Origin of the sequence: Nocardia sp. NPDC050717 (assembly GCF_040654275.1) — a bacterium.
Lineage (GTDB): Bacteria > Actinomycetota > Actinomycetes > Mycobacteriales > Mycobacteriaceae > Nocardia.
The window spans coordinates 146,833-170,033 of sequence record NZ_JBFAHR010000013.1; the positions used below are offsets into that span (position 1 = coordinate 146,833).

Genomic DNA, 23,201 nt, shown 5'->3' on the forward strand with positions numbered 1-23,201 from the left:
GTTCCTTTCAGAGATGACTTGCAGGGTCAGAACGGTGCCGGGGCGTTGGTCCGGCGGAGTCGGGCGACCAGCGGATAGATCTGGCAGCCCAGGCAGACCCCGAACGCCGCGTTCAAGAACGCCGCGAACAGGGCGAAGCCGGCGAACACCGCGCCGACGATCGGGGAGCCGAGCGCGAAGCCCAGCAGGGCGAGACCGGCGAACACGAAGCCGAGCAGCTGCGCGAAACGCAGCGGCGGCACCGGCTCGGTCTCGGTGGGCGGACCCAGCCGCGGCGCGATGAACGCCGCGTAGATCCGGCCGTAGGGGTGCTTGGCCGGGCCTGCCGACGCGCCGATCGCGAACACCACGGCCTGCAGGCCGATCAGGATCGCGGCGGCGACGGGGGAGAACGCGGCGGCGACGAGCACCAGAATCAGCACGCCGGTCGTCACCCAGGCCACGAAACGGGGCCCGCGGACGTCGACACGCTGTGGGGAATCGAGAGAAGTGGTCATGGTGCGAACTCCTGCGCTGATGAGTCTGTTGACTTCGGATCTGCCAGTTCGCCGGGGGATCTAGACGATCACTCGCGCGGCGGACATAGGTCGGCGTCAGGAATCTCAGAGGTGAGACGGCCGACCGTTCAGCGGCACAGGCAGCAACAACCACCGAGGCGACACAGATCAACTGTGCGGCGTCGGGTGAGCATCAGCTCGTGGTCGGATTGCACGAGAGGTAGTTTACCCGGTCTTCCCGGGAAATGTCCCGGCCCCCCTGTACTGGGGGCTGGATCACACTGTCAGCGGCTCGAGCGCGGTGCGCAGATCGCCGGCCTTCGGCACGCCGGAGATGCGGAAACGCTCCTTGCCCTCGGCGTCGAAGACGAAGGTCGTCGGCAGCGAGAGCACGTTCAGTTCGCGGGCGAGCGCGGGATCGGCGTCGATGTCGATCTCGATGTCGCGCGGGGCATTCGGCGAGTCCGACAGCTCGGCGGTGACCCCGGCCACGACCCGGCGGACCGCGTCGCACGGCCCGCACCAGTCGGCCGAGAAGTGCAGCACGGCGGGACCGTCGCCGGTGACGCCCGCCGCGTCGAGCAGGCGGGCGCGCTGCGCGGTCTCGGGGTCGAGGGTGGCGGGCCGGACCCGTCCCTGATTGCGCCGCAGCAGCAGGCCTACCGCGACGGCGGCCAGCACGACGGCGGCGAGGATGACGAGTTCGATCATGGTTGCTGCAATCGGTCCAGGTCGATGGTCAGGGAGCGGCCGATGCCGTACACGATGATCTGGCCGCCCTTCGCCTCCACCTCGGTGGGGGCGATGCCGAACGGCAGCTCCTTGGTATCGATCGTACGGCTGAACCGCTCCAGCACCGCGGGCCGATCGACGTCGAGGATCTCGGTCTTGGTCGTCGAGGTCGGCGTATCGGTGGTGGAGGTGCGGTCGGTGTAGAAGCGGGTGGCCTGGATGCGGATCTTGTCGCCGTCGAGCATCAGGTCGGCTTCCACCTGGACCTCGACCTTGGTGGCGTTGCTGGTCGGCATGGTGCCCGCGGGCAGGATGCGCCCGTTCGGCGCGATCGGCAGCGAGCCCCTGAGCACGTGCGCGCCCGAGGTGGTCAGCCCGGAGCCGCCGGAGCCGCCGGTGCCGTCGGACTTGTCGGCGGGCGGGCCGAGCACCTGCAGGTCGGGGATGCCGAACAGCCGGCCGAGCTCGATCGGCTCGATCGCCATCTGGGCCTCGACCCGGTCGACCGAGACCTCGCGCGCGGTGCCGTCGACCAGCTGGCCGACGGGCGCGTGCAGGCCGTAGAGATTGGCCTCCAGCGCGATCTCGCCGGGGATGTCGGGGCGCTTGCTGCGCGCGCGGATCAGCACGTCGCCGTAGCGGCCCGAGGCCGCCTGGGCGAGGAAGGGGAAGCCCTTCACGGTCACTTCGGGGTCGGCCGACAACTCGGCTCCGGCCCGCAGCTGCCGCGACACGTGGTACTCCGTGTAGGCGGCGGCGCCGAAATCGATCACCACCGCCACACCGGCCAGGCACAGCAGCCCGATGATCAGCTTGCGCATGCTCCTCACCCTAGCCGCGCCCGCCGCGGCGAGCCCGACGGGCCATGTTGCGAGGTAGTGCGGGTATAGGCGCTAATGTTGCACACGACTTACCTGTGTTTCGGCGACGTAGCTACGCGGCTGCCGTCGTCCGCGGAGCCACGAGATAGGAGGAGAGCCCGGTGGAGCTGCTCCTACTGACCTCCGACCCCAACCCGGATTCGGTGCTGCCCTCGTTGTCGCTGCTGGCGCACAACGTGCGGCCCGCGCCGACCGAGGTGTCGTCCCTGCTCGAGGCGGGTAGCGCGGATGTCGCGCTGGTCGACGCCCGAACCGACCTGGCCGCCGCGCGCGGTCTGTGCAGGCTGCTCGGCAGCACGGGGTCGTCGGTGCCGGTCGTCGCGGTGCTCACCGAGGGCGGTCTGGTGGCCGTCAACGCCGACTGGGGCCTGGACGACATCCTGCTGCCCGGCACCGGTCCCGCCGAACTCGACGCCCGGCTGCGGCTGCTCGTCGGCCGCAACGGCGGCGTGGCCAGCCCCGAGAACACCGGCAAGATCACCCTGGGTGAACTGGTGATCGACGAGGGCACCTACACCGCGCGGCTGCGCGGTCGCCCGCTCGATCTCACCTACAAGGAATTCGAGCTGCTCAAGTACCTCGCCCAGCACGCGGGCCGGGTGTTCACCCGCGCCCAGCTGTTGCAGGAGGTGTGGGGCTACGACTTCTTCGGCGGCACCCGCACCGTCGACGTGCACGTGCGGCGCCTGCGCGCCAAGCTCGGCAGCGAGTACGAGTCGCTGATCGGCACGGTGCGTAATGTCGGTTACAAGGCGGTGCGCCCGGCCAGGACCCCGGCCACCAAGGGCGAGACGGTGAGCTTCCCGGACGAGGACGTCGACGGCGACGACTCGCTGGCGCCGCTCAACGGCACCGCGCAGTAGCGACACTGAGGACGGTTCGATGGCGCAGACGGCAACCCTGACCTGGACCGACCGCGTCGCGCCCGAGGTGGCGACCCGGGTGCGCGCCGTGCTCGACCGGGCCAAGGCGAGCGACGGCGTGGCGCCGGTGTCCGAGCAGGCGGTGCTCTCGCTCGCCGAGACGGCGGAGGGCACCAGGCATCTGCTCGCCGAGCGGTCGGGCGAGGTCGTCGGTTACGCGAATCTCGTTGCCGCGCATGACGAACACCCCGCCATGGCCGAGGTCGCTGTCGATCCCGACGCGCGCGGCGAGGGGATCGGCGCCGAACTCGTCCTGGCCGCGCTGGCCGAGGGCGGCGACGGCGCCCGGGTCTGGGCGCACGGTGACCTCCCCGCGGCCAAGGCGCTCGCCGGACGCCTCGGCTTGGTCACGGCGCGGGAGCTGTGGCAGATGCGCCGACCGCTGGCAACACCCGAGCTACCGGAGCTGGTGCTTCCGGAGAACATCCTGCTGCGGACCTATCAGGGCGCGGTCGACGACGCCGAACTGCTGCGGGTGAACAACGCCGCGTTCTCCTGGCACCCCGAACAGGGCGGCTGGGCCGAGCGCGATATCGCGGCCCGCCGCGCGGAATCCTGGTTCGACCCCGCCGGCCTGTTCCTCGCTTTCGACGCCGCCGCGCCGGACCGTTTGCTCGGCTTTCACTGGACCAAGGTCGCGCCCGACGCGGCGCCCGCGGGCGAGGTCTACGTGGTCGGCATCGATCCGGACGCGCAGGGCCGTGGCCTCGGCCGACTGCTGACATTGGCCGGCCTGCACTACCTGCGGGCGAGGGAGCTGTCGGAGGTGTTGCTCTACACCGAGGCCGACAACGAGGCGGCCGTGCGCACCTACACGAAACTGGGCTTCGCGCCCGCGCACATCGACGTCGCCTACGCGCTGCCGTCCTGATTGCGAGACACGTCACAGGTGTGATGAATTCTTCGGCGTGGCTGAATAGTGCGCGCCTGACCGGGTAAGAGCGAGTAAAACTGGGGCAAACGTCACATTCGTGGCGGAAATCGCGCTTGGCTGTTCATTCCCCGTTAACCCGCGTCGGACCAACTGTCAACCGGGCGAACCTACGTTACTTCTGGGCGGCACAGTTGCCGCCTGGTGCGCGCGTTCCCCGCGCTCCGCACCGCCAGAACTCGCCCGGGCCGGTGAGGGACCGAGCGAGTCGCCCAGCATTGTCGGAGGAAAAGTGAACTTCAAGCGCACCAGTGCCCTGGTCGGCGTCTTCGCCGCGGGCGCGATGTCCCTTGCCGCCTGTGGCAGCGACGACAACACCGGTGGCGACACCAGCAACGCCGCCAACACCAGCGTGACCTGCGAGGGCAAGAAGGCGCTGAAGGCGTCGGGCGCGTCTTCGCAGAAGAACGCCATGGAGCGCTTCGTCGCCGCCTACGAGACCAACTGCGACGGCTTCACCCTCAACTACACCTCCAGCGGCTCCGGCGCCGGCGTGAACGAATTCATCGGCGGCCAGACCGATTTCGGTGGCTCCGACTCCCCGCTGAGCTCCAAGAAGGAAGAGCCGGCCAAGGCGCAGGAGCGTTGCGGCGCCCCGGCGTGGAACCTGCCGACCGTCTTCGGCCCGATCGCCATCACCTACAACGTCGACGGCGTCACCGACCTGGTCCTCGACGGCCCGACCGCCGCCAAGGTGTTCAACGGCTCCGTCGCCACCTGGGATGCCCCCGAGATCAAGGCGCTCAACCCGAACGCCAAGCTGCCCTCGGAGAAGATCGCCGTGATCTTCCGCTCCGACGAGTCGGGCACCACCGACAACTTCCAGCTCTACCTGGACGCCGCCTCCGACGGCGCGTGGGGCAAGGGTGGCGGCAAGACCTTCAACGGTGGCGTCGGTGAAGGCGCCAAGGGCAACGAGGGCACCTCGGCCGCGATCAAGAACACCAAGAACTCGATCACCTACAACGAGTGGTCCTTCGCCAAGGCACAGAACCTGTCGATCGCGCAGATCATCACCTCCGCGTCCAAGGACCCGGTCAAGCTGTCGGCCGAGTCGGCGGGCAAGTCGATCGACGGTGTGAAGATCAAGGGCGAGGGCAACGACCTGGTTCTCGACACCAGCTCGTTCTACCGTCCGACCGCGGCCGGCTCGTACCCGATCATGATGGCCACCTACGAGATCGTGTGCTCCAAGTACACCGACGCCGAGACCGGCAAGGCCGTCAAGGCGTTCCTGACCTCCGCCGTCACCAACGGCCAGAACGGTCTCGCCGACGCCGGCTACGTGCCGCTGCCCGACGCGTTCAAGACCAAGCTGACCACCGCGATCAACGCCATCTCCTGATCGCTTCCTGGCCATGACCATGCACCCTGAGGTGACCGCAGCGGGCTCGTCGAACTCGACGGGCCCGCGGGCGGCCGGAGATACTGCGAATATGCCGACCGAACCGAAAAGCGACAAGGCCCCTGCCAAGGATCGTTCCGGCGCGCTGAACGCCGAGACCATCTTCCGCTGGACGGCCACCGCGGCAGGCGCGACCATCGTCGCCGCCATCGCGCTGATCGCGCTGTTCCTGCTGATCCGCGCGGTCCCCTCGCTCAGGGCTGACGAGGTCAACTTCTTCACCAGCACCGAATTCGCCACCGGTGACGCGAACAATCTGCGCTTCGGCATCCGTGACCTGTTCATGGTCACGGTGCTGAGCTCGGTGTTCGCGCTCATCGTCGCGGTGCCGATCGGCGTCGGCATCGCGCTGTTCCTCACGCACTACGCGCCGTCGCGGCTCGCGCGGCCGTTCACGATGCTGATCGACCTGCTCGCCGCGGTGCCGTCCATCGTGTTCGGCCTGTGGGGCTTCCTGGTGCTGGCGCCGCAGATCGCGCCGGTCCAGGAGTTCCTGAACGACAACCTCGGCTGGCTGTTCCTGTTCTCCGACGGCAACGTCTCGATCGCGGGCGGTGGCACCATCTTCACCGCCGGTGTCGTGCTCGCCGTGATGATCCTGCCGATCATCACCTCGGTCGCCCGCGAGGTGTTCGCGCTGACTCCCCGCGCGCACATCGAGGCCGCGCAGGCCCTCGGTGCCACCAAGTGGGAAGTCGTGCGGATGACCGTGCTGCCCTACGGCCGCAGCGGTGTGATCGCCGGCTCCATGCTCGGCCTCGGCCGCGCGCTCGGTGAGACCATCGCGGTCCTCGTCGTGCTGCGCACCGCGAGCCAGGCGGGCTCCTGGTCGCTGTTCGACGGCGGCTACACCTTCGCGTCCAAGATCGCCTCGGCGGCCTCGGAATTCAGCGCGCCGCTGCCGACAGGCGCCTACATCGCCGCCGGTTTCGTTCTCTTCGCGCTGACCTTCATCGTCAACGCGCTGGCCCGCCTGGCCTCCGGTGGAAAGGTGAACGGCTGATGACCACCACGACGACCCTCGACAAGCCGATCAAGGCGCCGCCGTTCCGGCAGGTCGGCACCGCGCGCAAGGTCAAGAACAACATCGCGACCGGCCTGGTCACCCTCTGCTTCGTGATCGCGCTGATCCCGCTGGTGTGGGTGCTCGGCCTGGTGATCACCAAGGGCATCACCGCGATCGTCACCGCCGACTGGTGGTTCAACTCGCAGAAGGGCATCCTGCCGGACCAGACCGGCGGCGGTGTGTACCACGCGATCTACGGCACCATCGTGCAGTCGGCGGTCGCCTCGATCATCGCGGTGCCGCTGGGCATCATGGCCGCGGTCTACCTGGTCGAATACGGCCGTGGCCGCCTGGCCCGGGTCACCACCTTCATGGTCGACATCCTCGCCGGTGTGCCCTCGATCGTGGCCGCGCTGTTCATCTTCGCGCTGTGGATCGCCACCTTCGGCATGCCGCAGAGCTCCTTCGCCGTCTCCCTGGCGCTGGTGCTGCTGATGCTGCCGGTGGTCGTGCGCAGCACCGAGGAAATGCTCAAGCTGGTGCCCGACGAGCTGCGCGAGGCGTCCTACGCGCTCGGCGTGCCGAAGTGGAAGACCATCCTGCGCATCGTCATCCCCACCGCGGCGCCCGGCATGATCTCCGGCATCCTGCTCGCCCTGGCCCGCGTCATGGGTGAGACCGCGCCCGTGCTGGTGCTCGTCGGCTACAGCAAGTCGATCAACCAGAACATCTTCGACGGCAACATGGCCTCGCTGCCGCTGCTGATCTACCAAGAGCTGGCCAACCCGGAGGCCGCGGGCCGCGAACGTGTCTGGGGTGCGGCGCTCACGCTGATCCTGATGATCGCGTTGCTGTACCTGGCCGCCGCCGGCGTCAACAAGCTGCTCACCCGGAACCGATAGAAGCGAACGGATAACTCAGATGGCCAAGCGGATCGACGTCAAAGATCTCAACATCTACTACGGTTCGTTCCACGCCGTGTCGAGCGTGGACCTGACCGTGCTGCCGCGCAGCGTCACCGCCTTCATCGGTCCCTCCGGTTGTGGCAAGTCCACCGTGCTGCGTTCGCTGAACCGCATGCACGAGGTGACCCCGAACGCGCGCGTCGAGGGCGCGGTGCTGCTCGACGGCGAGGACATCTACGGCGCCGCCATCGACCCGGTCGGCGTGCGCCGCACCATCGGCATGGTGTTCCAGCGCCCGAACCCGTTCCCCACCATGTCCATCAAGGACAACGTGGTCGCGGGCCTGAAGCTGCAGGGCGTGCGCAACAAGAAGGAACTCGACGAGGTCGCCGAGCGCTCGCTGCGCGGCGCCAACCTCTGGAACGAGGTCAAGGACCGGCTCGACAAGCCGGGCGGCGGCCTCTCCGGTGGTCAGCAGCAGCGTCTGTGCATCGCCCGCGCGATCGCGGTCTCACCCGACGTGCTGCTGATGGACGAGCCCTGTTCGGCGCTGGACCCGATCTCCACCCTGGCGATCGAGGACCTGATCACCGAGCTGAAGAAGGAATTCACCATCGTCATCGTCACCCACAACATGCAGCAGGCCGCGCGCGTGAGTGACCAGACCGGTTTCTTCAACCTCGAGGCCCAGGGCAAGCCCGGCAAGCTCATCGAGATCGACGACACCGAGAAGATCTTCTCCAACCCCACCCAGCGCGCCACCGAGGACTACATCTCGGGCCGCTTCGGGTAAGCGAACCAACGAGAAAGCCCCCGCACTCCAGGAGTGCGGGGGCTTTCTCGTTGTCGGCTACGAGGTCTCGATGTCCTCGTCGGTCGGCAGGACGCCGGTGACCAGGAAGATCACGCGGCGGCCGATCTCGACGGCGTGGTCGGCGAAGCGCTCGTAGTAGCGGCCGAGCAGGGTGACGTCGACGGCCGAGGCCACGCCGTACTTCCACTCGCGGTCCATCAGCAGGGTGAACAGGTGGCGATGGAGGTCGTCCATCGCCTCGTCGTCCTGGTTGAGCTGGGCGGCGCGCTCGGGATCGCGGGTCTCGAGCACCTCCTTGGCGCCGGCGCCCATGTTCACCGCGATGCGGCCCATCTCGGCGAAGTAGCCGTTGACGGCCTCCGGGAGAGCGTGGTTGGGGTGGCGACGGCGGGTCACCTTGGCGACGTGCAGTGCCAGCGTGCCCATCCGATTCACGTCGTTGACGATCTGGATGGCGCTGACGACCTGGCGCAGATCGCCCGCGACGGGCGCCTGCAGCGCGAGCAGCGCGAACGCCCGCTCCTCGGCCTCGGCGATCATCACCGAGATCCGGTCCTGCTCACCGATGACCTGTTCGGCCAGCGCGAGGTCGGCCTGCAGCAGCGACTGGGTGGCCTGTTCCATCGCCTGGCCAGCGAGACCGGCCATCTCACCCAGGAGGTTGGCGAGATCGGCCATTTGCTCGTTGTAGATGACACGCATGTTTGCAGACCCTAGTGGGTACCCCCGTCGCTGTCACCCAACGGCGGGTTAATGCCGCGTGGCAGTGTCATGCCAGTTCAGCGGGCGATTCTATTTGCAGGTGTCGTCCGCGGCGTTCATGTGCTCGAGGTCGGAGGGCAGGGCTACCGGGCCCGCGCTGTGCGGGGTGCCGATCGGCACGTTCGGCAGCTCGGTCCCGATCGGGGTGGCGGTGCGCACGGTGCCCGCGAAGTCGGTGCCGAGCACGACCTCGATGATGCTGCCGAGCTCGGGCGCCTCCTCCAGGCTGGCGCCGGGGATCGTGCTCGCCACCGTCGCCGCCTCGGCTTCCAGGCCGGGGGCGAAGCGGATCTTCGAGGTGGTGGAGGTGCCGCCCGCGTAGTTCCCGGTGCTGTAGATCTGGAAGCCCTGCCCGTCGAGCCGGGTCGCCGCGCGGTTGGCGGCGCCGACGGTGCCCGAACCGTTGGAGACCAGCAGCGACATGGTGCTCGGTGCGACCGCGATCAGTTTGGGCGCGGCGGGTGCGGGCGTCGGTGCCGAGCTCTCGATCTCCGGCGCCTTCACCTCACCGGGCAGCGGCTGGTCGTCGATGACGGCGCGGAAAATCGCCTTGATGTCGGTTTCCCGGGGGATCTCGTTGCCGTAGGCGTTTGTGCCGGCGGTGGGGATGGTCAGGAAGGTGACGGCACCCGCGTCCATCTTCTGCAGCGAGCGGCCGAGCAGCAACAGGTCCTGCGGCGTCACCTTGTCCACGAAGGTGTGGCTGGTGAACGCCTGGATGAACCCGTTGAGCTTGCCCGGATCGAAGAGCACCTTGCTCGACAGGGCGCCGCGCAGCAGGGAGGCCATGAACTTCTGCTGCCGGTTGATCCGGTCGTAGTCACTGCGTTCCTCTCCGACCACGTGCCGGGCGCGCACATAGTTGAGTGCGGTCTCGCCCATCACGCGCTGCTTGCCCGAGGTCTCGAGAACCGTCCCGAGCACACCGTCGATGATCGGTTTGGTCGAGCACACCTCGACGCCGCCGATCTGATCGACCATGGCCTCGAAGCCCGCGAAGTCGATGCCGATGAAGTGGCCGATGCTCAACCCCGACATCTTGCGGACCACGTCGACAAGGCAGCGTGGACCGCCGACGGCATAGACGGCGTTGAGCTTGTCGCCCATGGCCGCCGGGACCTTCTCGTTGCTGTAGGTGGCCTTCTCGTTGTCCCACGCCGAGCACTGCGGCCTGCTGACGTCGAGATCGCGCGGGAAGGAGACCACCACGACCCGCGAGCGGTTCTTCGGGATGTGCACCAGCATCACCGTGTCGGCGCGCGACCCCTCGGCGTCGTCGGTGGTGCCCGCGCCCATGTCGGCGTTCACGCCTGCCCTGGTGTCGGTGCCGACGATCAGATAGTTCTCGTCGCCGAGCTGCATGTCGCCGTCGAGCACGTCCTCGGTGGTGCCGTCGAGCGCGGAGACCTGGGTGAAGCTGTTGCCGGTGGCGCGCAGGTAGCTCCAGCCGCCGCCGGTGACGACGAGGGTGAGCACGGCGAAGATGGTGAGCGCGACGCGGCCTGCCATCCTGGCCTGCCTGCTGCGGCGGCCGTCGGCGCCTGGTCGGCGCGGGGGCGCGGCCGAGGCGGTCTTGACCGGCTTGGCCCGCTTCGGCGGCTCGGTGACCGCGGGCAGGATGTCGGTGGCTGGGTCGTCGAGCGATTCGGCCGTCCGGCGGGGCGCGGCCGGTTTGCGCCCGGTGCGCACGGCCTCGGTGGGCAGCGCGGTGGTCGCGGTGCGGTCGGCGGGCGATTCGGCGCGGCGCACGACCGTTTCCTCGACGGGAGGGACGGCGTCGGCGCGCGGTTCGAGCTCGGGGCGCGGGGTGGGCCGTGGGGCCTGCTCGCGGGCGCGCCTGCCCGCCCGTGAGCCGGTCGCGGGCTCGCCGCCCGGGGCGCGTCGGCGCCTGGTGCGTTCGCTGTCGACACGGTCGACCAGGTCCTGCACCGTCAGCGGCGCCGCCGTGGGGTCCTGCGTCGCGTCCGCGTGCCTGGACCGCCGCGAGCCGCTGTCGGCCTGCTCGGTGGGTTCGGCCTGCGGATAGCGCTCCCAGGGGGCGCGACTTCCGGGCCGGGGCGTTCGCCCACGCCGATCGTCACCCACCAACGAACCTCACTTCTCTAGCTACCGCAGCATGCGCGTCACCGCACGGCTCCGATTCGTACCGCAGCCGAACGATGTCCGCAATGATAACGATTCCGCCACGAGTGGCCACTCCAGTACGCAAACGAATCGACGGCGAACTTGTTGCACACCGATGACGAGTACCGGTTGACCTCGCGGAAATCAGCCGCCGCTGTGCATCACATCGGCCGCGGTGGGGACAGTGTCGTCCTCGGGGTCGTCGAGCCAGCCGTCGGGCAGGGCGACCTTGGCCTGGGGGGAGCCCTGGCGACCGCGGGGGCCGAGCGCGTCGGTGGGGAAGGGGACCGAGGGGTCGAGCCGGCCGACGAGGTCCTCGATCTGGGTCAGCTTGGAGACGGTGGCGAAGCTGCGGCGCAGCTGCGAGCCGACCGGGAAGCCCATCAGGTACCAGGCCATGTGCTTGCGAATGTCGCGCATCGCCTTGTCCTCGCCGTCGTGCTCGGCGAGCAGCGTGGCGTGCCGGATCAGGATCTCGCCGACCCGCCCGAGGGTGGGGCCATCGGGAATCGGCTCGCCCCGCAGCGCGGCGCTCAGTTCGGCGAACAGCCACGGGCGGCCGAGGCAGCCGCGGCCGACGACGACACCGTCGCAGCCGGTCTCGTTCATCATGCGCAGCGCGTCGTCGGCGGAGAAGATGTCGCCGTTGCCGAGCACGGGAATGGTGGTGACGGCTTCCTTGAGCCGGGCGATGGCCGACCAGTCGGCCGCGCCGGAGTACAGCTGGGCGGCGGTGCGCGCGTGCAGCGCCACCGCGGCCGCGCCCTCGGCCTCGGCGATGCGGCCGGTGTCGAGGTAGGTGAGGTGATCGTCGTCGATGCCGATGCGGAACTTGAAGGTCACCGGCACACCGGCCGGTTCGGCCGCCGACACCATCTCCTTGACGATGTTGGCGAACAACCTGCGCTTGTACGGCAGCGCGGAGCCGCCGCCGAGCCTGGTCACCTTGCGGACCGGGCAGCCGAGGTTCAGGTCGATGTGGTCGGCCCAGCCCTCGCCGACGATGATGCGCACGGCCTCGCCGAGCGTCTTCGGGTCGACGCCGTAGAGCTGCATCGAGCGCGGGCTCTCGTCCTCGTCGAACGACATCATGTGCAGCGTCTTCTCGTTGCGCTCGACCACCGCGCGTGCGGTGATCATCTCGCACACGTAGATCGAGGTGTCGCTGCCGAATTCGCGGCACAGCGTGCGGAAGGCTCGGTTGGTGATGCCCGCCATGGGAGCGAGCACCACCGGCGGGTCGACCGGGTAGGGCCCGATCCGCAGCGCCGTCGGCGCCTGGGGCATCGTGATAGTCACGTGCGCCATTGTCGCATCACCCGAGGTCGCAGCCCAAAAACAGCGGGTGCCCCCGATCACAGAAATGGCCGGGATCCAGTCGATTCGGCCCAGATGTGATCGATCTCGCTCAATAGATGTTTCGCATGGTTACAGCATCATTTGTGAGGCACGCGCCCTCGGCGACGTGGCCGCGCCGTCGTCGCTGATCGATCCGGGTGCCGCGCCTCAGTAGCCTGTTACCGCTGGCACCGTCGCCTCCGGCGGTGCGCTGTCCCCACCCCCATCGGAGAAACACCCATGGCCGACGACGCCACCGACCTGACCAAGCCCACCGCCGACCCGACCCCAGCCCAGCCGGGCAAGGGCACGGTCGCGGTGCAGATCTCGTCGCTGATCGGCGGCGCGGTGATCGCCGTGCTCGCGATCGTCGCGATCGTGCTCGGCGTGCTGCTCGGTTCGGCGCGCTCGGACCTGTCCGCGATGAAGGCCCAGGACGCCGACGACGCCAAGGCCGAGCAGATCGCGCTCGACTACGCCGTCGGCTCGGCGACGCTGAACTACGAGGACGTCGACGCCTGGGTCGCCAAGCTGAAGGCGGGCACCTCGCCGGAACTGTCGAAGAAGTTCGACGCGACCGGCGACAAGCTCGAGCAGATCATCATCCCGCTGAAGTGGACCTCCTCCGCCACGCCGATCACCGCCAAGGTGATGTCGCGCGAGGGCGAGGTCTACAAGGTCGCCGCCTTCGTCGACGTGAGCACCACCAACGCGCAGAACCCCGACGGCCTGCGCAACACGGTCACCTACAACATCAGCGTCGACGCCGGCAAGGACTGGAAGATCACCGACGTCGGCAGCACGGACGGCGCCCTGCCGACCAAGTAACGCCGGAAAACGACGAACGCGCCGTCTCCCCGAGGGGAGGCGGCGCGTTCGGCTGTGTGGACTAGACCCCGGCCAGCTCGCGCTTCTTGGCTTCGCGGGCGAGCATCTTGTCGCGCTGCTCCTCGAACTTGACCACGTCCTGGCCGAGCTTGTCCAGGAAGCCGGCCAGCCGCTCGCGGGTGGCCTCACCGCGCGCGGTGAAGTCGGTGCGCTCGAAGATGTTCCACTTCTTGAGGACCGGCTGGACCACCTCTTCGAGGTGCTGGCGCAGGTCGTAGATGCCGTGCTTGGCCATCAGCACGCCGTTGCGACGGAAGTTCGGCATGCCTGCGCCGGGCATCTGGAAGTTCTCGACGATCAGCGAGATGGCCTCGATCGCCTGGTCGGGCGACAGGTCGAGCGCCGCGCCGCAGAGGTTGCGGTAGAAGATCATGTGCAGGTTCTCGTCGGCGGCGACGCGCTGCAGCATGCGGTCGGCGATCGGGTCGTCGCACACCTTGCCGGTGTTGCGGTGACTCACGCGAGTGGCCAGTTCCTGGAAGGTCACGTAGGCGACCGAGTGCAGGAAGCCGGCGTCGACCTCGGTGGGGGAGGCGAACCCGTTCGTCATGTGGATCATGCGGGCGTTCTCGAGGGCCACCGGATCGACGCCGCGGGTGACCACCAGGTAGTCACGCATCACGATGCCGTGGCGGTTCTCCTCGGCGGTCCAGCGACCGACCCAGGTGCCCCAGGCGCCGTCCTGGGAGAAGTTCTCGGCGATCTCGCGGTGGTAGGACGGCAGGTTGTCCTCGGTGAGCAGGTTGGTGATCATGGCGGCCTTGGCCACCTCGCTGAGCTTGGACTGCTCAGGATCCCAATCGATGCCGCCCATGGCGGCGAAGTTGCGGCCTTCATCCCACGGGACGTAGTCGTGGGGATGCCATTCCTTGGCCAGCGACAGGTGCCGGTTGACGTTTTCTTCGGCAACCGGCTCCAACTCCGTGAGTAGTTCGAGTTGAGTCAGATCCCTTGCCATGTAAAAACCCTTCGCTGTCGTGCTTGCGGTCGAACGTCGCGATGCGGCCATACCTTACGGCACCGTAGGTGTGATGCGAAACGCAACAGAGCGGATTTCCGCCGAAGTTGAGCAACGCCACAACCTCGGCCGACGCCGTCTCGTCGTGCTGACGAGTCTAGGTGTTCGGCCCGCAGCGTAGGGACTATCGCTGCGGGCCGCACAGTGTTAGCTCCCGTAACGAAGTCTCAGCGTTTCCCGCCGAGCAGCCCGCCGAGAATGCTGCCGAGCCCGCCGCCCGCGTTCTTGGCCAACGCGTCCCCGATGACGCCGCCGAGCCCGCCCGCGTTGCCGCTGCCGCCGAGCAGACCGCCGAGCAGATCGCCGAGACCGCCGCCGCCGGACTGCTGCTGCGGGGCGGGCGCGGGCGCCGCTGCGCCGCCGCCGGTCATCTGCTTGGCGAGGTAGGCCAGCACGATCGGGGCCAGGATCGGCAGCAGCTTGCCGATCAGGTCGTTGCCGCCGGTCCCGCCGGTGCCGCCGAGCGCGCTGATGACGGTGTTCTTCTCGCTGCCGAAGACGTTGTCGACGATCTTCTCGCCGTCGGCCACGTCCACCTGGTTCAGGTCGACGGCGCCTTCGCCCTCGACGAGTCCGCCGTGCTGGTCCAGCGCGCCCATCAGCGAGGCCGCGCCCTGTGGTTCGGCCGCGTTGGCCTGCAGGCCGCCGAGCAGGGTCGGCAGCGCCGCCTGCACGGCCGTGGTGGCGGTCGCCTGGTCGACGCCGAGCTGGTCGGCGATCTGGGCGATCGGTACCTGGGAGAGCAAATCATCGAAGGAAGTCATCGGCTCCGCCTGTGTCGAGGGGGCCCGGTAGTGCCCGGGTCGCGCTCAGGGTAGAAGACCGAGGTGGCGGGACCGGGCGTTTCGGCGGCGACGGCGCCGGACGCGTCGCCACGTGACGATGGTCACGTGGTGGGTGGTGCCCCCTGTAGGACTCGAACCTACGACCTAGTGATTAAAAGTCACCAGCTCTACCAACTGAGCTAAAGGGGCGCGGTGGGGAGTCTAGCGGACACCGCGCCGCTGGGCCGAATACCGGTGCGTGCGCCGCCTCGCGCCGCTCGATCGGCGCTGGTAACGAAGAAGGGGACGCCGACGATTCGGTGGTAACCGGCTGGTACCCACCACCGTTCGCACTTCCGGTCGCGGCATGGTATCGAATACTGTTGTAACGCAACAACTTTCGACGAGCAGGGGTTTTGTGGCGGATCTGGTGATGCGGTCCGGGCGCGCGCCCGCCGGCCGCCGGGGTGTGTTCGGGGCGGGGTCAACCGGGCTGTGCGCCTGTGGATTTCATAGCTTACGAAACCATTTCGGTAGCGCCGGGTTTGCTGGCTCGGATATCCGTCCCGGTTGTTCGGATGGGTGTTCCATTTGCCGCGTGTCGGCTGGAGAATCCGGGTACGGTGATCGCCTGGTGAATAACGGAACAATCACCGGCGCCGCGATTTCCGATGCCCGGCGCCGGCTGGGAAGTCCCGGAATTCATCGAGGGTTCGTCCGCGCCGGGGTGCTCGCGAATGGCGCGCGAATCCTCGGCGAAGGGGTCGGCGTCACCGCAAGAGGAGGCGGTTCTCACAGGTAGTTGGGCCCGAGTGTGCACCCCCTGCGGCGCACTCGGGCAGGCGAACTATACCAGCCGGAGGGGTACCGGCTTTCTGCGAGATTTCATACCGAAAGTTTGAATTAAAACCACTATTTTGCGCTGACGGTCCGTTATTGATCGTGAGCGGCGAGAAGGTTCGGAGGCGTTTCGAGCATGGCACGGCAGCAAGAGCGGGCCCGCCGGACACGCGCGGCGATAATCAAGTCCGCGGCCGTCGAGTTCGGGAAGAGCGGATATGCCGCGGCATCGCTCAACCGCATTCTGGAGGGTTCGCGGGCGACCAAGGGGGCGATGTACTTCCACTTCGACTCCAAGGAGGATCTGGCGCGCGCGGTGCTCGACACCGCGGTCGAGCGCTACCGCGCCTGTGCGGAGCGCTGGCTCTCGCGCGCCGACCTGGGCGCGCTCGACGTGCTGCACGGCATGGTCGACGAGATCGCCCTGCGGCTCGAGCACGACACCATCGTCCAGGCCGAGTACCGGCTGGTGATCGAACCCGACTTCCACCGCGACGTGGGCAACGGCGGCGCCCGCATCCTCGGCCGCGCCACCAGGGTCCTGGCCGTGCGCGCGATCGAGAGCGGCCAGCTGCGCGCCGACGCCGACCCCGACCGCTTCACCCGCACCCTCGCCGCGGCCCTTGCCGGCCAGCGCTACCTGGTCGACCCGATCGCCAACGGCACCGCGGCCGACCTGCGGGCCCGCTTCGCCGAGGTGCTGGAGGTTATCGTGGAGTCGATGGCGACCCCGGTGTGGATCCAGCAGTTCCGCGCCGAGGGGTGGCGTACCGGAGCGCGTCTGGACGACCTCGGTTTGGGCGCCTGACCAGGCGATTTGGAAGACCGCACTCACCTGTCATAAGCTATGCGAGCTCCCAACGGAAACGTTGAAAGCCGGTCCGGAGAGATCCGGGACGAGCCCCCTTCGTCTAGCGGCCTAGGACGCCGCCCTTTCAAGGCGGTAGCGCGGGTTCGAATCCCGTAGGGGGTACAGTCTTCGGACTGTGTAGCAGTACAGCAAGGCCCTGTGGCGCAGTTGGTTAGCGCGCCGCCCTGTCACGGCGGAGGTCGCGGGTTCGAGTCCCGTCAGGGTCGCAAGTAAGCGCCGGAGTGATCCGGCGCTTCGCGTATGGCATTCAGTACGGGTGCCTGCGGCCAGGTAGCTCAGTTGGTACGAGCGTCCGCCTGAAAAGCGGAAGGTCGCCGGTTCGATCCCGGCCCTGGCCACTCCTGAAGACCAGCCGATTCGGCTGGTCTTCATTTGTTTGTACCGGTACCGTCGCGGTTGCAGGACAACCGTTTTGGGGGATACCGATGACCACTGATGCCGATGCGCGGCGAGACGAAGCCAAGGTGCTGGAGCGGATCGGGGCCGTTGCCGCCGACGCCGGGTTGGGCGGGCATCTGCGGGGGTTCGGTGCGTATACGCCGCTGTGGAAGCGGATCGTTCGGCGCTGGGTGTTCGTCGTGGTCGTCGGTGGGTTGGTGGGGTTCGCCGCCGTCAAGGGCGAGACCGGGGTGCTCATGATCATCGGTGGCTTCATCGTGTTGCCGCTGCTGCTGCAACTGGTGGTCGTCACGATCAGCGCGTACCGGCACCAGCGCAGGTTCCGGGGCGCCAGGCTCGATCTCTACGAAAACGGTCTGGTCCGAACGCAACACGGGCAAGTGCGCGCCGTCCGGTATGACTCGACCACCCTGTACCGCCGCCCCAGCCGCACCAATCGCGGCGGCGCCGCGCAGATGACTTTTCGCTACGACCTCACCGACACCACGGGCCAGGAGATCCAGCTGGCCGACGGGTTCGTCCCACAGCAGGACTGGGCGCCGATGATCGACCAGGGCATCGTGACAGCCAAGATGCCCGCCGCGTTGGACCGGCTGCGCGCGGGCGAACGACTCGATTTCGGCGCGGTCTGGATCTCCGCCACCGAGGTCGGCGACCGTAAACGCTCGGTGCCCTGGGGTCAGGTGAAGGCGATCAACCTCATGATGAACGACACGTTGTTCGACGTCACCGCCGACGGCAAGGTCTTCGGCATCGTCGCGGGCGGCGTCGCCGACGTCCCGAATTTCGTGCTCTTCCGGGCCTTGGCCGAGCGGCTCCGCACCGAAGCGGGCCGCTGAGTCCAGGCCTCAGTCCGCGTTCTTGGTGGGGATGCGCAGGGCGTTCACCCAGAGGCGGGTGACGGTGAAGACGAGGTCGTCGATGGGGCGTGCGACGCCGTCGAGGAGGCCGTCGGCGGTGACGAAATAGTTGAACGCCAGCCTGCTCACCATGCCGGAGAGGGCGCGAGAGGCGAGCATCGGGTCGAGGTCGGGGTCGGCGAGGCCGCGCTGCTGCAGGTTCGCGATACTGCGCGCGTTGCGGCTGATGAACGCGTCGGCGCGGACCTGGCGGAGCTTGCTGAACTCGGGGTCGATATTGGCGACCTGTTCGAGCAGTCCCATCAATTTCGCGTTGCGCCGATACGCCTCGAAGTAGGCCATGTTGCTGGCCTCGATGATCGAGGCCGGATCGTCCTCACCGGCGACATGCTCCATCCCCGGATGCATCATGTCTTCCTGGGCGTGCTCCAGGATCGCCGCGAAGATCTCCTCCTTGCTGGCGAAATAGGTGTAGAAGGTGCCCGAGGAGCACTTGGCCTCCTGGGTGATGTCGACCAGCCGGGTATCGAGATAACCCAGCCGCTCGAACACCTTCCGGCCCGCGTCGATCAGCGCGGTCCTGGTACGGAGGCCACGCGGGGTGGCCGGGAGCTCGCGCAACAGCGAGGTGCGCGCCATCGAGGGCGCGCGCTCGCCGTCGGAATCCGCGGGACGTTCCATGCAGTATTTATATCCCGGGCTGGAACACGATCCTGCCGACGGTGTCCCCGTCGCCGAGCCTGCCGAGGCCGTCGGGCACGTCGGCGAGCGAAAGCCGTTCGCTGATGAGCGGTTTCACCAGGCCTTCGGCAGCGAGCCGGGTCAGCTCGGCGTGGCAGTCGTGGATGGCCTGCTGGTTGTACTGCTTGTAGAGGCCCCAGTGCAGACCGATGATCGAATAGTTCTTGATCAGCGCGTGGTTGAGCGCGGGCTGCGGGATGGTGCCGCCGGCGAAGCCGATCACCAGGATGCGTCCCTCGAAGGCGACGCACTTGGTCGACTTGGCGTAGGCGTCGCCGCCGACCGGGTCGTAGATCACGTCGGCGCCGCGGCCGTCGGTGAACTCCTTGACGATCGGCACGAAATCCTCGGTGTGCCGGTCGATCACGAGATCGGCGCCGAGCGCGCGGCAGTAGTCGGCCTTCGCCGCGCCGCCGACGACGCCGATCACCTTGGCACCCGCGGCCTTGCCCAGTTGCACCGCGGTGCTGCCGACACCGCCCGCGGCCGCGTGCACGAGCAGCGTCTCGCCCGGCAGCAGCCGGGTGCGCCGGTGCAGCGCGAACCAGCTCGTCTGATAGCCGATCACCAGGGCGGCCGCTTCGGCGGCGTCGAGGGATTCCGGTGCGGGGAAGGCGTTCTCCGCGTCGAGGACGGCCAGCTCGGCGAAGCCACCGCCGGGCAGATTCGCGGTGCCGACGATGCGGTCACCCGCGCTGAACCGGTCGACGCCCGCGCCGACCGCGAGCACCTCGCCGCACAGTTCCACGCCGGGCGTGAACGGCAGCGGCGGTTTGATCTGGTACTGCCCGCGACACAGCAGCACGTCGGGGAAGTTGCCGGGCGCCGCGAGCACGCGCACCAGCACCTGCCCCGGTCCGGCCGCCGGATCGTCGACCTCGGTGAGCTGGAGCACGTCGCGTGGTTCGCCGAGCTCGGCGACCTGCCAGGCCTTCATCAGATCTCCTTCTTCGTGTACTTGCGCAGTTCCTGGCGGGCGATGGCGCGCTTGTGCACCTCGTCGGGCCCGTCGGCCAGGCGCAGGGTGCGCAGATGGGCCCAGGCCGCGGCGAGCGGGAAATCGTCGGTGACGCCCGCGCCGCCGTGCACCTGGATCGCCCGGTCGACGATCTTCAGCGCGATGCTCGGCGCGGCCACCTTGATCGCGGCGATCTCGGTGCGCGCGGCCTTGTTGCCGACGGTGTCCATCAGATGGGCCGCCTTCAGCGTGAGCAGCCGAATCATCTCGATCTCGATGCGCGCCTCGGCGATCCAGTCCTGGACATTGGCGTTGTCGGCGATCGGCTTGCCGAACGTCGTCCTCGACATGGCACGCGCGCACATCAGTTCGAGCGCGCGTTCGGCCATGCCGATGGAGCGCATGCAGTGGTGGATGCGGCCGGGGCCGAGCCGGGCCTGGCTGATCGCGAATCCTTCGCCCTCACCTTTGAGTACATCGGTGACGGGAACCCGGACATCGGTGAAATCGATCTCGGCGTGCCCTTCGCGGTCCTGATAGCCGAACACGGGAAGGCCGCGCAGCACCGTGATGCCGGGCGCGTCGATCGGGACGACCATCATGGTCTGCTGCCGGTGCGGCGCGGCGGTCGGATCGGTCTTGCCCATCACGATGAGCACCCGGCAGTTCTTGTGCAGGGCGTTGGAGGCGAACCACTTGCGGCCGTTGAGCACGTAGGAGTCACCGTCGCGGACCATCGACAGCTCGATATTGGTGGCGTCGGAGCTGGCCACGCGCGGTTCGGTCATCGCGAAGGCCGAGGCCATCGTGCCGTCGAGCAGTGGCTTCAGGTACTTCTCCTTGTGCTCCTCGGTGCCGAACAGTTCCAGCACCTCCATGTTCCCGGTGTCGGGGGCGTTGCAGTTGCAGGCCTCCGACGCGAGATGGCTGCGGCCCATGATCTCGGCCAGCGGGGCGTACTCGAGGTTGGTCAGGCCGGGTCCGCGGCCGGGGTGTGGGTGGAAGAGGTTCCACAGCCCGCGCCGCTTGGCCTCGGCCTTGAGCTCCTCGAGGACGGGCGGCTGGAAGTGCGGGTCGCCGGACTCGCGCATCTGCGCCTCGTAGACGGGCTCGGCCGGGTACACGTGGGTGTCCATGAAATCGAGCAGGTCTTCCCGGTACTGTTTTGCCCGGTCGGTCAGGTCGAACATCGTGTTCTTCTCTCGTTCAGTGGGTCTCGGCCAGCAGGGCCGACTGGTAACGGCGCATGCCGCGCAGCCAGCGGTCGTAGTCGGAGCCCTTGTTGCGGTACATGTCGAGCACCTGGGGGTGCGGCAGGATCAGGAACTGTTCGGCGTCGACGGCGGCCAGCACGATCTCGGCGACCTCGGCGGGCTCGAGCACCTCGCCCGCCGAGACGACCGCCCTGGTGGCGGCGGCGCCGAGCGGTTCGCCCGAATCCTGGCCCGCGTACAGCAGTTTCGTGTTCACGCCCATCGGGCACAGGCAGCTCACCCGCACGCCCTGGTCGCCGTAGGTGATGTTCAGCCATTCGGCGAAGCCGACCGCGGCGTGCTTGGTCACCGAGTAGGTCGCCGAGCCGATCTGAGTGAGCAGACCGGCCGCCGACGCGGTGCTGACGAAGTAGCCCTCGCCACGCTCGACCCAGCCCGGCACGAGCAGCTGCGCCGCCCTGACGTGGGCGCGCAGGTTCACCGCGAGCGAGAGGTCCCAGTCGTCCTCGGTGGCGTCGAGGCCCGAAGCGCCGCTCACGCCCGCGTTGGCGAAATACAGGTCGACCGGACCGAATTCGCGCTCGGCGACCGCGATGAGGTCGCGGATCGCGGCCGTGTCGGCGGCATCGGCGCCGACACCGACGGCGGAGCCGGGGTGCTCGTCGTTGATCCGCGCCGAGACGGCCAGCGCGGCCGCGTCGTCGAGGTCGGCGACCACGATCCGGGCGCCCGCCGCGGCGAGAGCGGTGGCCACGGCGGCCCCGATCCCCGCGCCGCCGCCGGTCACGATGGCTACTTTGTCAGCTACTCGCACTGCGTATTCCTCACTGGTACAGGTGGACGCCGGGCACGGCGGCGGGATCGTCGCGCACCTCGGCCGGATTGGTCTCGCGCAGCAGCCACGCGCTGGCGACGGTGATCAGCGCCATCGCGAGCAGAAACACCGAAACGCCCGTGGTGGAACCGGTGTTCGCGATGATCGCGGTCATCAGGAAGGGCGCGCCGCCGCTGATGGTGATCGCCGCCAGCTGGTAGGCCAGCGACGCGCCCGAGTAGCGCACCCGCGGTTCGAACAGCTCACCCATGAAGGCGGCGAGCGGGCCGTAGGTGAGCGCCTGCAGCGCCGAACCCACCCCGACGGCGAGGAACACCGCGTACACGCTGGCGGTGTTGACCAGGCCGAAGAACGGGAACGCCCACAGCGCCATGCCGATTCCGCCGATCAGGATCAGCGGTCGCCGCCCGATCCGGTCCGATGCCGCGCCCGCCCACAGGATCACGCCGGTCAGCAGCGCCGAGCACAGCAGCGAGATCGCGAGCAGGGCATTGCGATTCATTCCGAGTTCGGCGGTGCCGTAGCTGAGCAGACCGGCGATGCTCACGTAGAACAGCGAATTGGTCGCCGCAAGCAGGCCACAGCCGAGCAGGATGGTGCGCCAGTGTCCCTTGACGGCCTCGGCCAGCGGCGCCTGGGCCACCGCGGGCTCCTTCTTCGAGGCGGCCTCGGCCTGCAGTTCCTTGAATTCGGGGGAGTCCTCGACCCGGGTGTGGATGTAGAGCACCACCGGGAACAGCAGCGCGCTGGCCAGGAACGGCACCCGCCAGCCCCAGCTCAGGAACGCGTCGGTCGACAGCGCGGCGGTGGCGCCGAGGAAGACGAGGTTGCCGAGGATCAGGCCGAGTGGCACCCCCATCTGCCCGAAGGTCCCGGCGAAGCCGCGTTTCTTCGGGCCCGCGGATTCGGTGAGCAGCAACACGATTCCGCCCCACTGCCCGCCGCAGGCGACGCCCTGCACGAACCGCAGCGTGACCAGCAGGATGGGCGCGAGCACGCCGATGGTGCCGGTGCTCGGCAGGCAGCCGATCAGGAAGGTGGCCACACCCATGCCGAGCAGACAGGCGACGACCACGGGCTTGCGGCCGTACCGGTCACCGAAGTGCCCGGCCAGCACGCCGCCGATCGGCCTGGCCACGAAGCCCGCCCAGAAGGTGCTGAACGAGAGCAGCGTGCCCATGAGCGCGGAGGCGTCGGGGAAGAACACGTGCGGGAACACCAGTGCCGCGGCCGTGCCGTAGAGGAAGAAGTCGTACCACTCGATGGAGCTGCCGACCAGGCCGGCGGCCAAGAGTTTGCGATGGGCGCGTTTGCGTTCGCTCGCGCTCGGTAGGGGCACCGAGGAGCCGGTCAGTGTGTTGGAGCCGGGTCGCTGTTCGGGGTCGATCATCGTTACTCCTCGATGGATCCGCGGGTGAACATAATAGAAGTTGACGTCAACTTCAAATTAGCGAGCGCTTGCTTAGCTTAGGAGAGTCGGCGTGCCCCCGCTGGA

22 protein-coding genes and 4 tRNA genes are annotated in these 23,201 nt (G+C 68.3%); 12 read left to right on the plus strand and 14 right to left on the minus strand.

Going from position 1 to position 23,201, the window contains the following annotated elements; genetic code table 11:
• Nucleotides 1-26: 26 nt before the first annotated feature.
• From AB0H56_RS24375 to AB0H56_RS24385, 3 genes are all read right to left on the minus strand, one after another.
• Nucleotides 27-497 (minus strand): DUF4395 domain-containing protein, encoded by a 471-nt coding sequence (locus tag AB0H56_RS24375; protein WP_357167405.1) that lies wholly within the window; start codon nucleotides 495-497, stop codon nucleotides 27-29.
• Between the two features lie 276 nt (nucleotides 498-773).
• Nucleotides 774-1,208, minus strand: coding sequence for a thioredoxin family protein (locus AB0H56_RS24380; protein ID WP_280305252.1), 435 nt, complete (start codon nucleotides 1,206-1,208; stop codon nucleotides 774-776).
• Nucleotides 1,205-2,050: an LmeA family phospholipid-binding protein gene (locus AB0H56_RS24385; protein ID WP_280305254.1), complete on the minus strand. Its 846-nt coding sequence runs from the start codon at nucleotides 2,048-2,050 to the stop codon at nucleotides 1,205-1,207. Before AB0H56_RS24385 ends, AB0H56_RS24380 begins: the two co-directional genes overlap by 4 nt.
• A 161-nt stretch (nucleotides 2,051-2,211) precedes the next feature.
• Here AB0H56_RS24385 and AB0H56_RS24390 point away from each other — a divergent pair, with 161 nt between their 5' ends.
• The 6 genes from AB0H56_RS24390 (at nucleotide 2,212) to pstB (ending at nucleotide 8,073) form a co-directional block, all read left to right on the plus strand.
• Complete coding sequence (locus tag AB0H56_RS24390; RefSeq protein WP_110037379.1) at nucleotides 2,212-2,973, plus strand: response regulator transcription factor; 762 nt, start codon at nucleotides 2,212-2,214, stop codon at nucleotides 2,971-2,973.
• A gap of 19 nt (nucleotides 2,974-2,992) precedes the next feature.
• Complete coding sequence (gene mshD / locus AB0H56_RS24395; RefSeq protein ID WP_357167408.1) at nucleotides 2,993-3,904, plus strand: mycothiol synthase; 912 nt, start codon at nucleotides 2,993-2,995, stop codon at nucleotides 3,902-3,904.
• Between the two features lie 292 nt (nucleotides 3,905-4,196).
• Nucleotides 4,197-5,309, plus strand: a complete 1,113-nt coding sequence (gene pstS, locus AB0H56_RS24400) for a phosphate ABC transporter substrate-binding protein PstS (protein WP_357167410.1) — start codon at nucleotides 4,197-4,199, stop codon at nucleotides 5,307-5,309.
• A 91-nt stretch (nucleotides 5,310-5,400) separates the two neighbouring features.
• On the plus strand, nucleotides 5,401-6,372 hold the full coding sequence (gene pstC, locus AB0H56_RS24405; RefSeq protein WP_357167411.1) for a phosphate ABC transporter permease subunit PstC: 972 nt from the start codon (nucleotides 5,401-5,403) through the stop codon (nucleotides 6,370-6,372).
• A complete protein-coding gene (pstA, locus tag AB0H56_RS24410; protein ID WP_357167413.1) occupies nucleotides 6,372-7,277 on the plus strand; it encodes a phosphate ABC transporter permease PstA in 906 nt (301 codons plus the stop codon). Before pstC ends, pstA begins: the two co-directional genes overlap by 1 nt.
• Nucleotides 7,278-7,296: 19 nt before the next feature.
• Nucleotides 7,297-8,073: a phosphate ABC transporter ATP-binding protein PstB gene (pstB, locus tag AB0H56_RS24415; RefSeq protein ID WP_110037374.1), complete on the plus strand. Its 777-nt coding sequence runs from the start codon at nucleotides 7,297-7,299 to the stop codon at nucleotides 8,071-8,073.
• 57 nt (nucleotides 8,074-8,130) lie between these two features.
• Here pstB and phoU read toward each other — a convergent pair whose 3' ends face one another.
• The 3 genes from phoU to dusB form a co-directional block, all read right to left on the minus strand.
• Nucleotides 8,131-8,796: a phosphate signaling complex protein PhoU gene (phoU, locus tag AB0H56_RS24420; protein ID WP_357167415.1), complete on the minus strand. Its 666-nt coding sequence runs from the start codon at nucleotides 8,794-8,796 to the stop codon at nucleotides 8,131-8,133.
• Nucleotides 8,797-8,886: 90 nt separating this feature from the next.
• Nucleotides 8,887-10,941, minus strand: coding sequence for an LCP family protein (locus AB0H56_RS24425; RefSeq protein ID WP_357167417.1), 2,055 nt, complete (start codon nucleotides 10,939-10,941; stop codon nucleotides 8,887-8,889).
• 183 nt (nucleotides 10,942-11,124) lie between these two features.
• A complete protein-coding gene (dusB, locus tag AB0H56_RS24430; protein ID WP_357167514.1) occupies nucleotides 11,125-12,267 on the minus strand; it encodes a tRNA dihydrouridine synthase DusB in 1,143 nt (380 codons plus the stop codon).
• A 291-nt stretch (nucleotides 12,268-12,558) separates the two neighbouring features.
• On the opposite strand from dusB, the gene AB0H56_RS24435 reads away from it, so the two are divergent.
• Nucleotides 12,559-13,146, plus strand: coding sequence for a hypothetical protein (locus tag AB0H56_RS24435; protein WP_357167419.1), 588 nt, complete (start codon nucleotides 12,559-12,561; stop codon nucleotides 13,144-13,146).
• A gap of 61 nt (nucleotides 13,147-13,207) precedes the next feature.
• On the opposite strand, the gene AB0H56_RS24440 is transcribed toward AB0H56_RS24435, so the two are convergent.
• From AB0H56_RS24440 to AB0H56_RS24450, 3 genes are all read right to left on the minus strand, one after another.
• Nucleotides 13,208-14,164 (minus strand): acyl-ACP desaturase, encoded by a 957-nt coding sequence (locus AB0H56_RS24440; RefSeq protein WP_110037370.1) that lies wholly within the window; start codon nucleotides 14,162-14,164, stop codon nucleotides 13,208-13,210.
• Nucleotides 14,165-14,391: 227 nt separating this feature from the next.
• Nucleotides 14,392-14,988, minus strand: a complete 597-nt coding sequence (locus tag AB0H56_RS24445; RefSeq protein ID WP_357167421.1) for a DUF937 domain-containing protein — start codon at nucleotides 14,986-14,988, stop codon at nucleotides 14,392-14,394.
• Between the two features lie 134 nt (nucleotides 14,989-15,122).
• Nucleotides 15,123-15,198, minus strand: a tRNA-Lys gene (locus tag AB0H56_RS24450).
• A gap of 766 nt (nucleotides 15,199-15,964) precedes the next feature.
• On the opposite strand from AB0H56_RS24450, the gene AB0H56_RS24455 reads away from it, so the two are divergent.
• The 5 genes from AB0H56_RS24455 (at nucleotide 15,965) to AB0H56_RS24475 (ending at nucleotide 17,937) form a co-directional block, all read left to right on the plus strand.
• Nucleotides 15,965-16,636 (plus strand): TetR family transcriptional regulator, encoded by a 672-nt coding sequence (locus AB0H56_RS24455; RefSeq protein ID WP_357167423.1) that lies wholly within the window; start codon nucleotides 15,965-15,967, stop codon nucleotides 16,634-16,636.
• Nucleotides 16,637-16,728: 92 nt separating this feature from the next.
• Nucleotides 16,729-16,801: transfer RNA gene (locus tag AB0H56_RS24460), tRNA-Glu, on the plus strand.
• A gap of 30 nt (nucleotides 16,802-16,831) precedes the next feature.
• Nucleotides 16,832-16,905, plus strand: a tRNA-Asp gene (locus AB0H56_RS24465).
• A gap of 58 nt (nucleotides 16,906-16,963) precedes the next feature.
• Nucleotides 16,964-17,037: transfer RNA gene (locus tag AB0H56_RS24470), tRNA-Phe, on the plus strand.
• 87 nt (nucleotides 17,038-17,124) lie between these two features.
• Complete coding sequence (locus tag AB0H56_RS24475) at nucleotides 17,125-17,937, plus strand: DUF6585 family protein (protein ID WP_357167425.1); 813 nt, start codon at nucleotides 17,125-17,127, stop codon at nucleotides 17,935-17,937.
• A 9-nt stretch (nucleotides 17,938-17,946) separates the two neighbouring features.
• Here AB0H56_RS24475 and AB0H56_RS24480 read toward each other — a convergent pair whose 3' ends face one another.
• Genes AB0H56_RS24480 through AB0H56_RS24500 form a run of 5 tightly spaced genes read right to left on the minus strand, consistent with a single transcriptional unit; the run spans nucleotide 17,947 to nucleotide 23,096 of the window.
• Nucleotides 17,947-18,639 carry a TetR/AcrR family transcriptional regulator gene (locus tag AB0H56_RS24480; protein ID WP_357167427.1) on the minus strand — a complete coding sequence of 231 codons (693 nt, stop codon included), beginning with the start codon at nucleotides 18,637-18,639 and terminating at the stop codon, nucleotides 17,947-17,949.
• Between the two features lie 7 nt (nucleotides 18,640-18,646).
• Nucleotides 18,647-19,636 carry an NADPH:quinone oxidoreductase family protein gene (locus AB0H56_RS24485; RefSeq protein WP_357167429.1) on the minus strand — a complete coding sequence of 330 codons (990 nt, stop codon included), beginning with the start codon at nucleotides 19,634-19,636 and terminating at the stop codon, nucleotides 18,647-18,649.
• A complete protein-coding gene (locus AB0H56_RS24490) occupies nucleotides 19,636-20,847 on the minus strand; it encodes an acyl-CoA dehydrogenase family protein (RefSeq protein ID WP_357167431.1) in 1,212 nt (403 codons plus the stop codon). Before AB0H56_RS24490 ends, AB0H56_RS24485 begins: the two co-directional genes overlap by 1 nt.
• 16 nt (nucleotides 20,848-20,863) lie before the next feature.
• Nucleotides 20,864-21,685, minus strand: a complete 822-nt coding sequence (locus AB0H56_RS24495) for an SDR family oxidoreductase (protein ID WP_357167433.1) — start codon at nucleotides 21,683-21,685, stop codon at nucleotides 20,864-20,866.
• A gap of 10 nt (nucleotides 21,686-21,695) precedes the next feature.
• Nucleotides 21,696-23,096: an MFS transporter gene (locus AB0H56_RS24500; RefSeq protein ID WP_357167435.1), complete on the minus strand. Its 1,401-nt coding sequence runs from the start codon at nucleotides 23,094-23,096 to the stop codon at nucleotides 21,696-21,698.
• Between the last annotated feature and the right edge of the window lie 105 nt (nucleotides 23,097-23,201).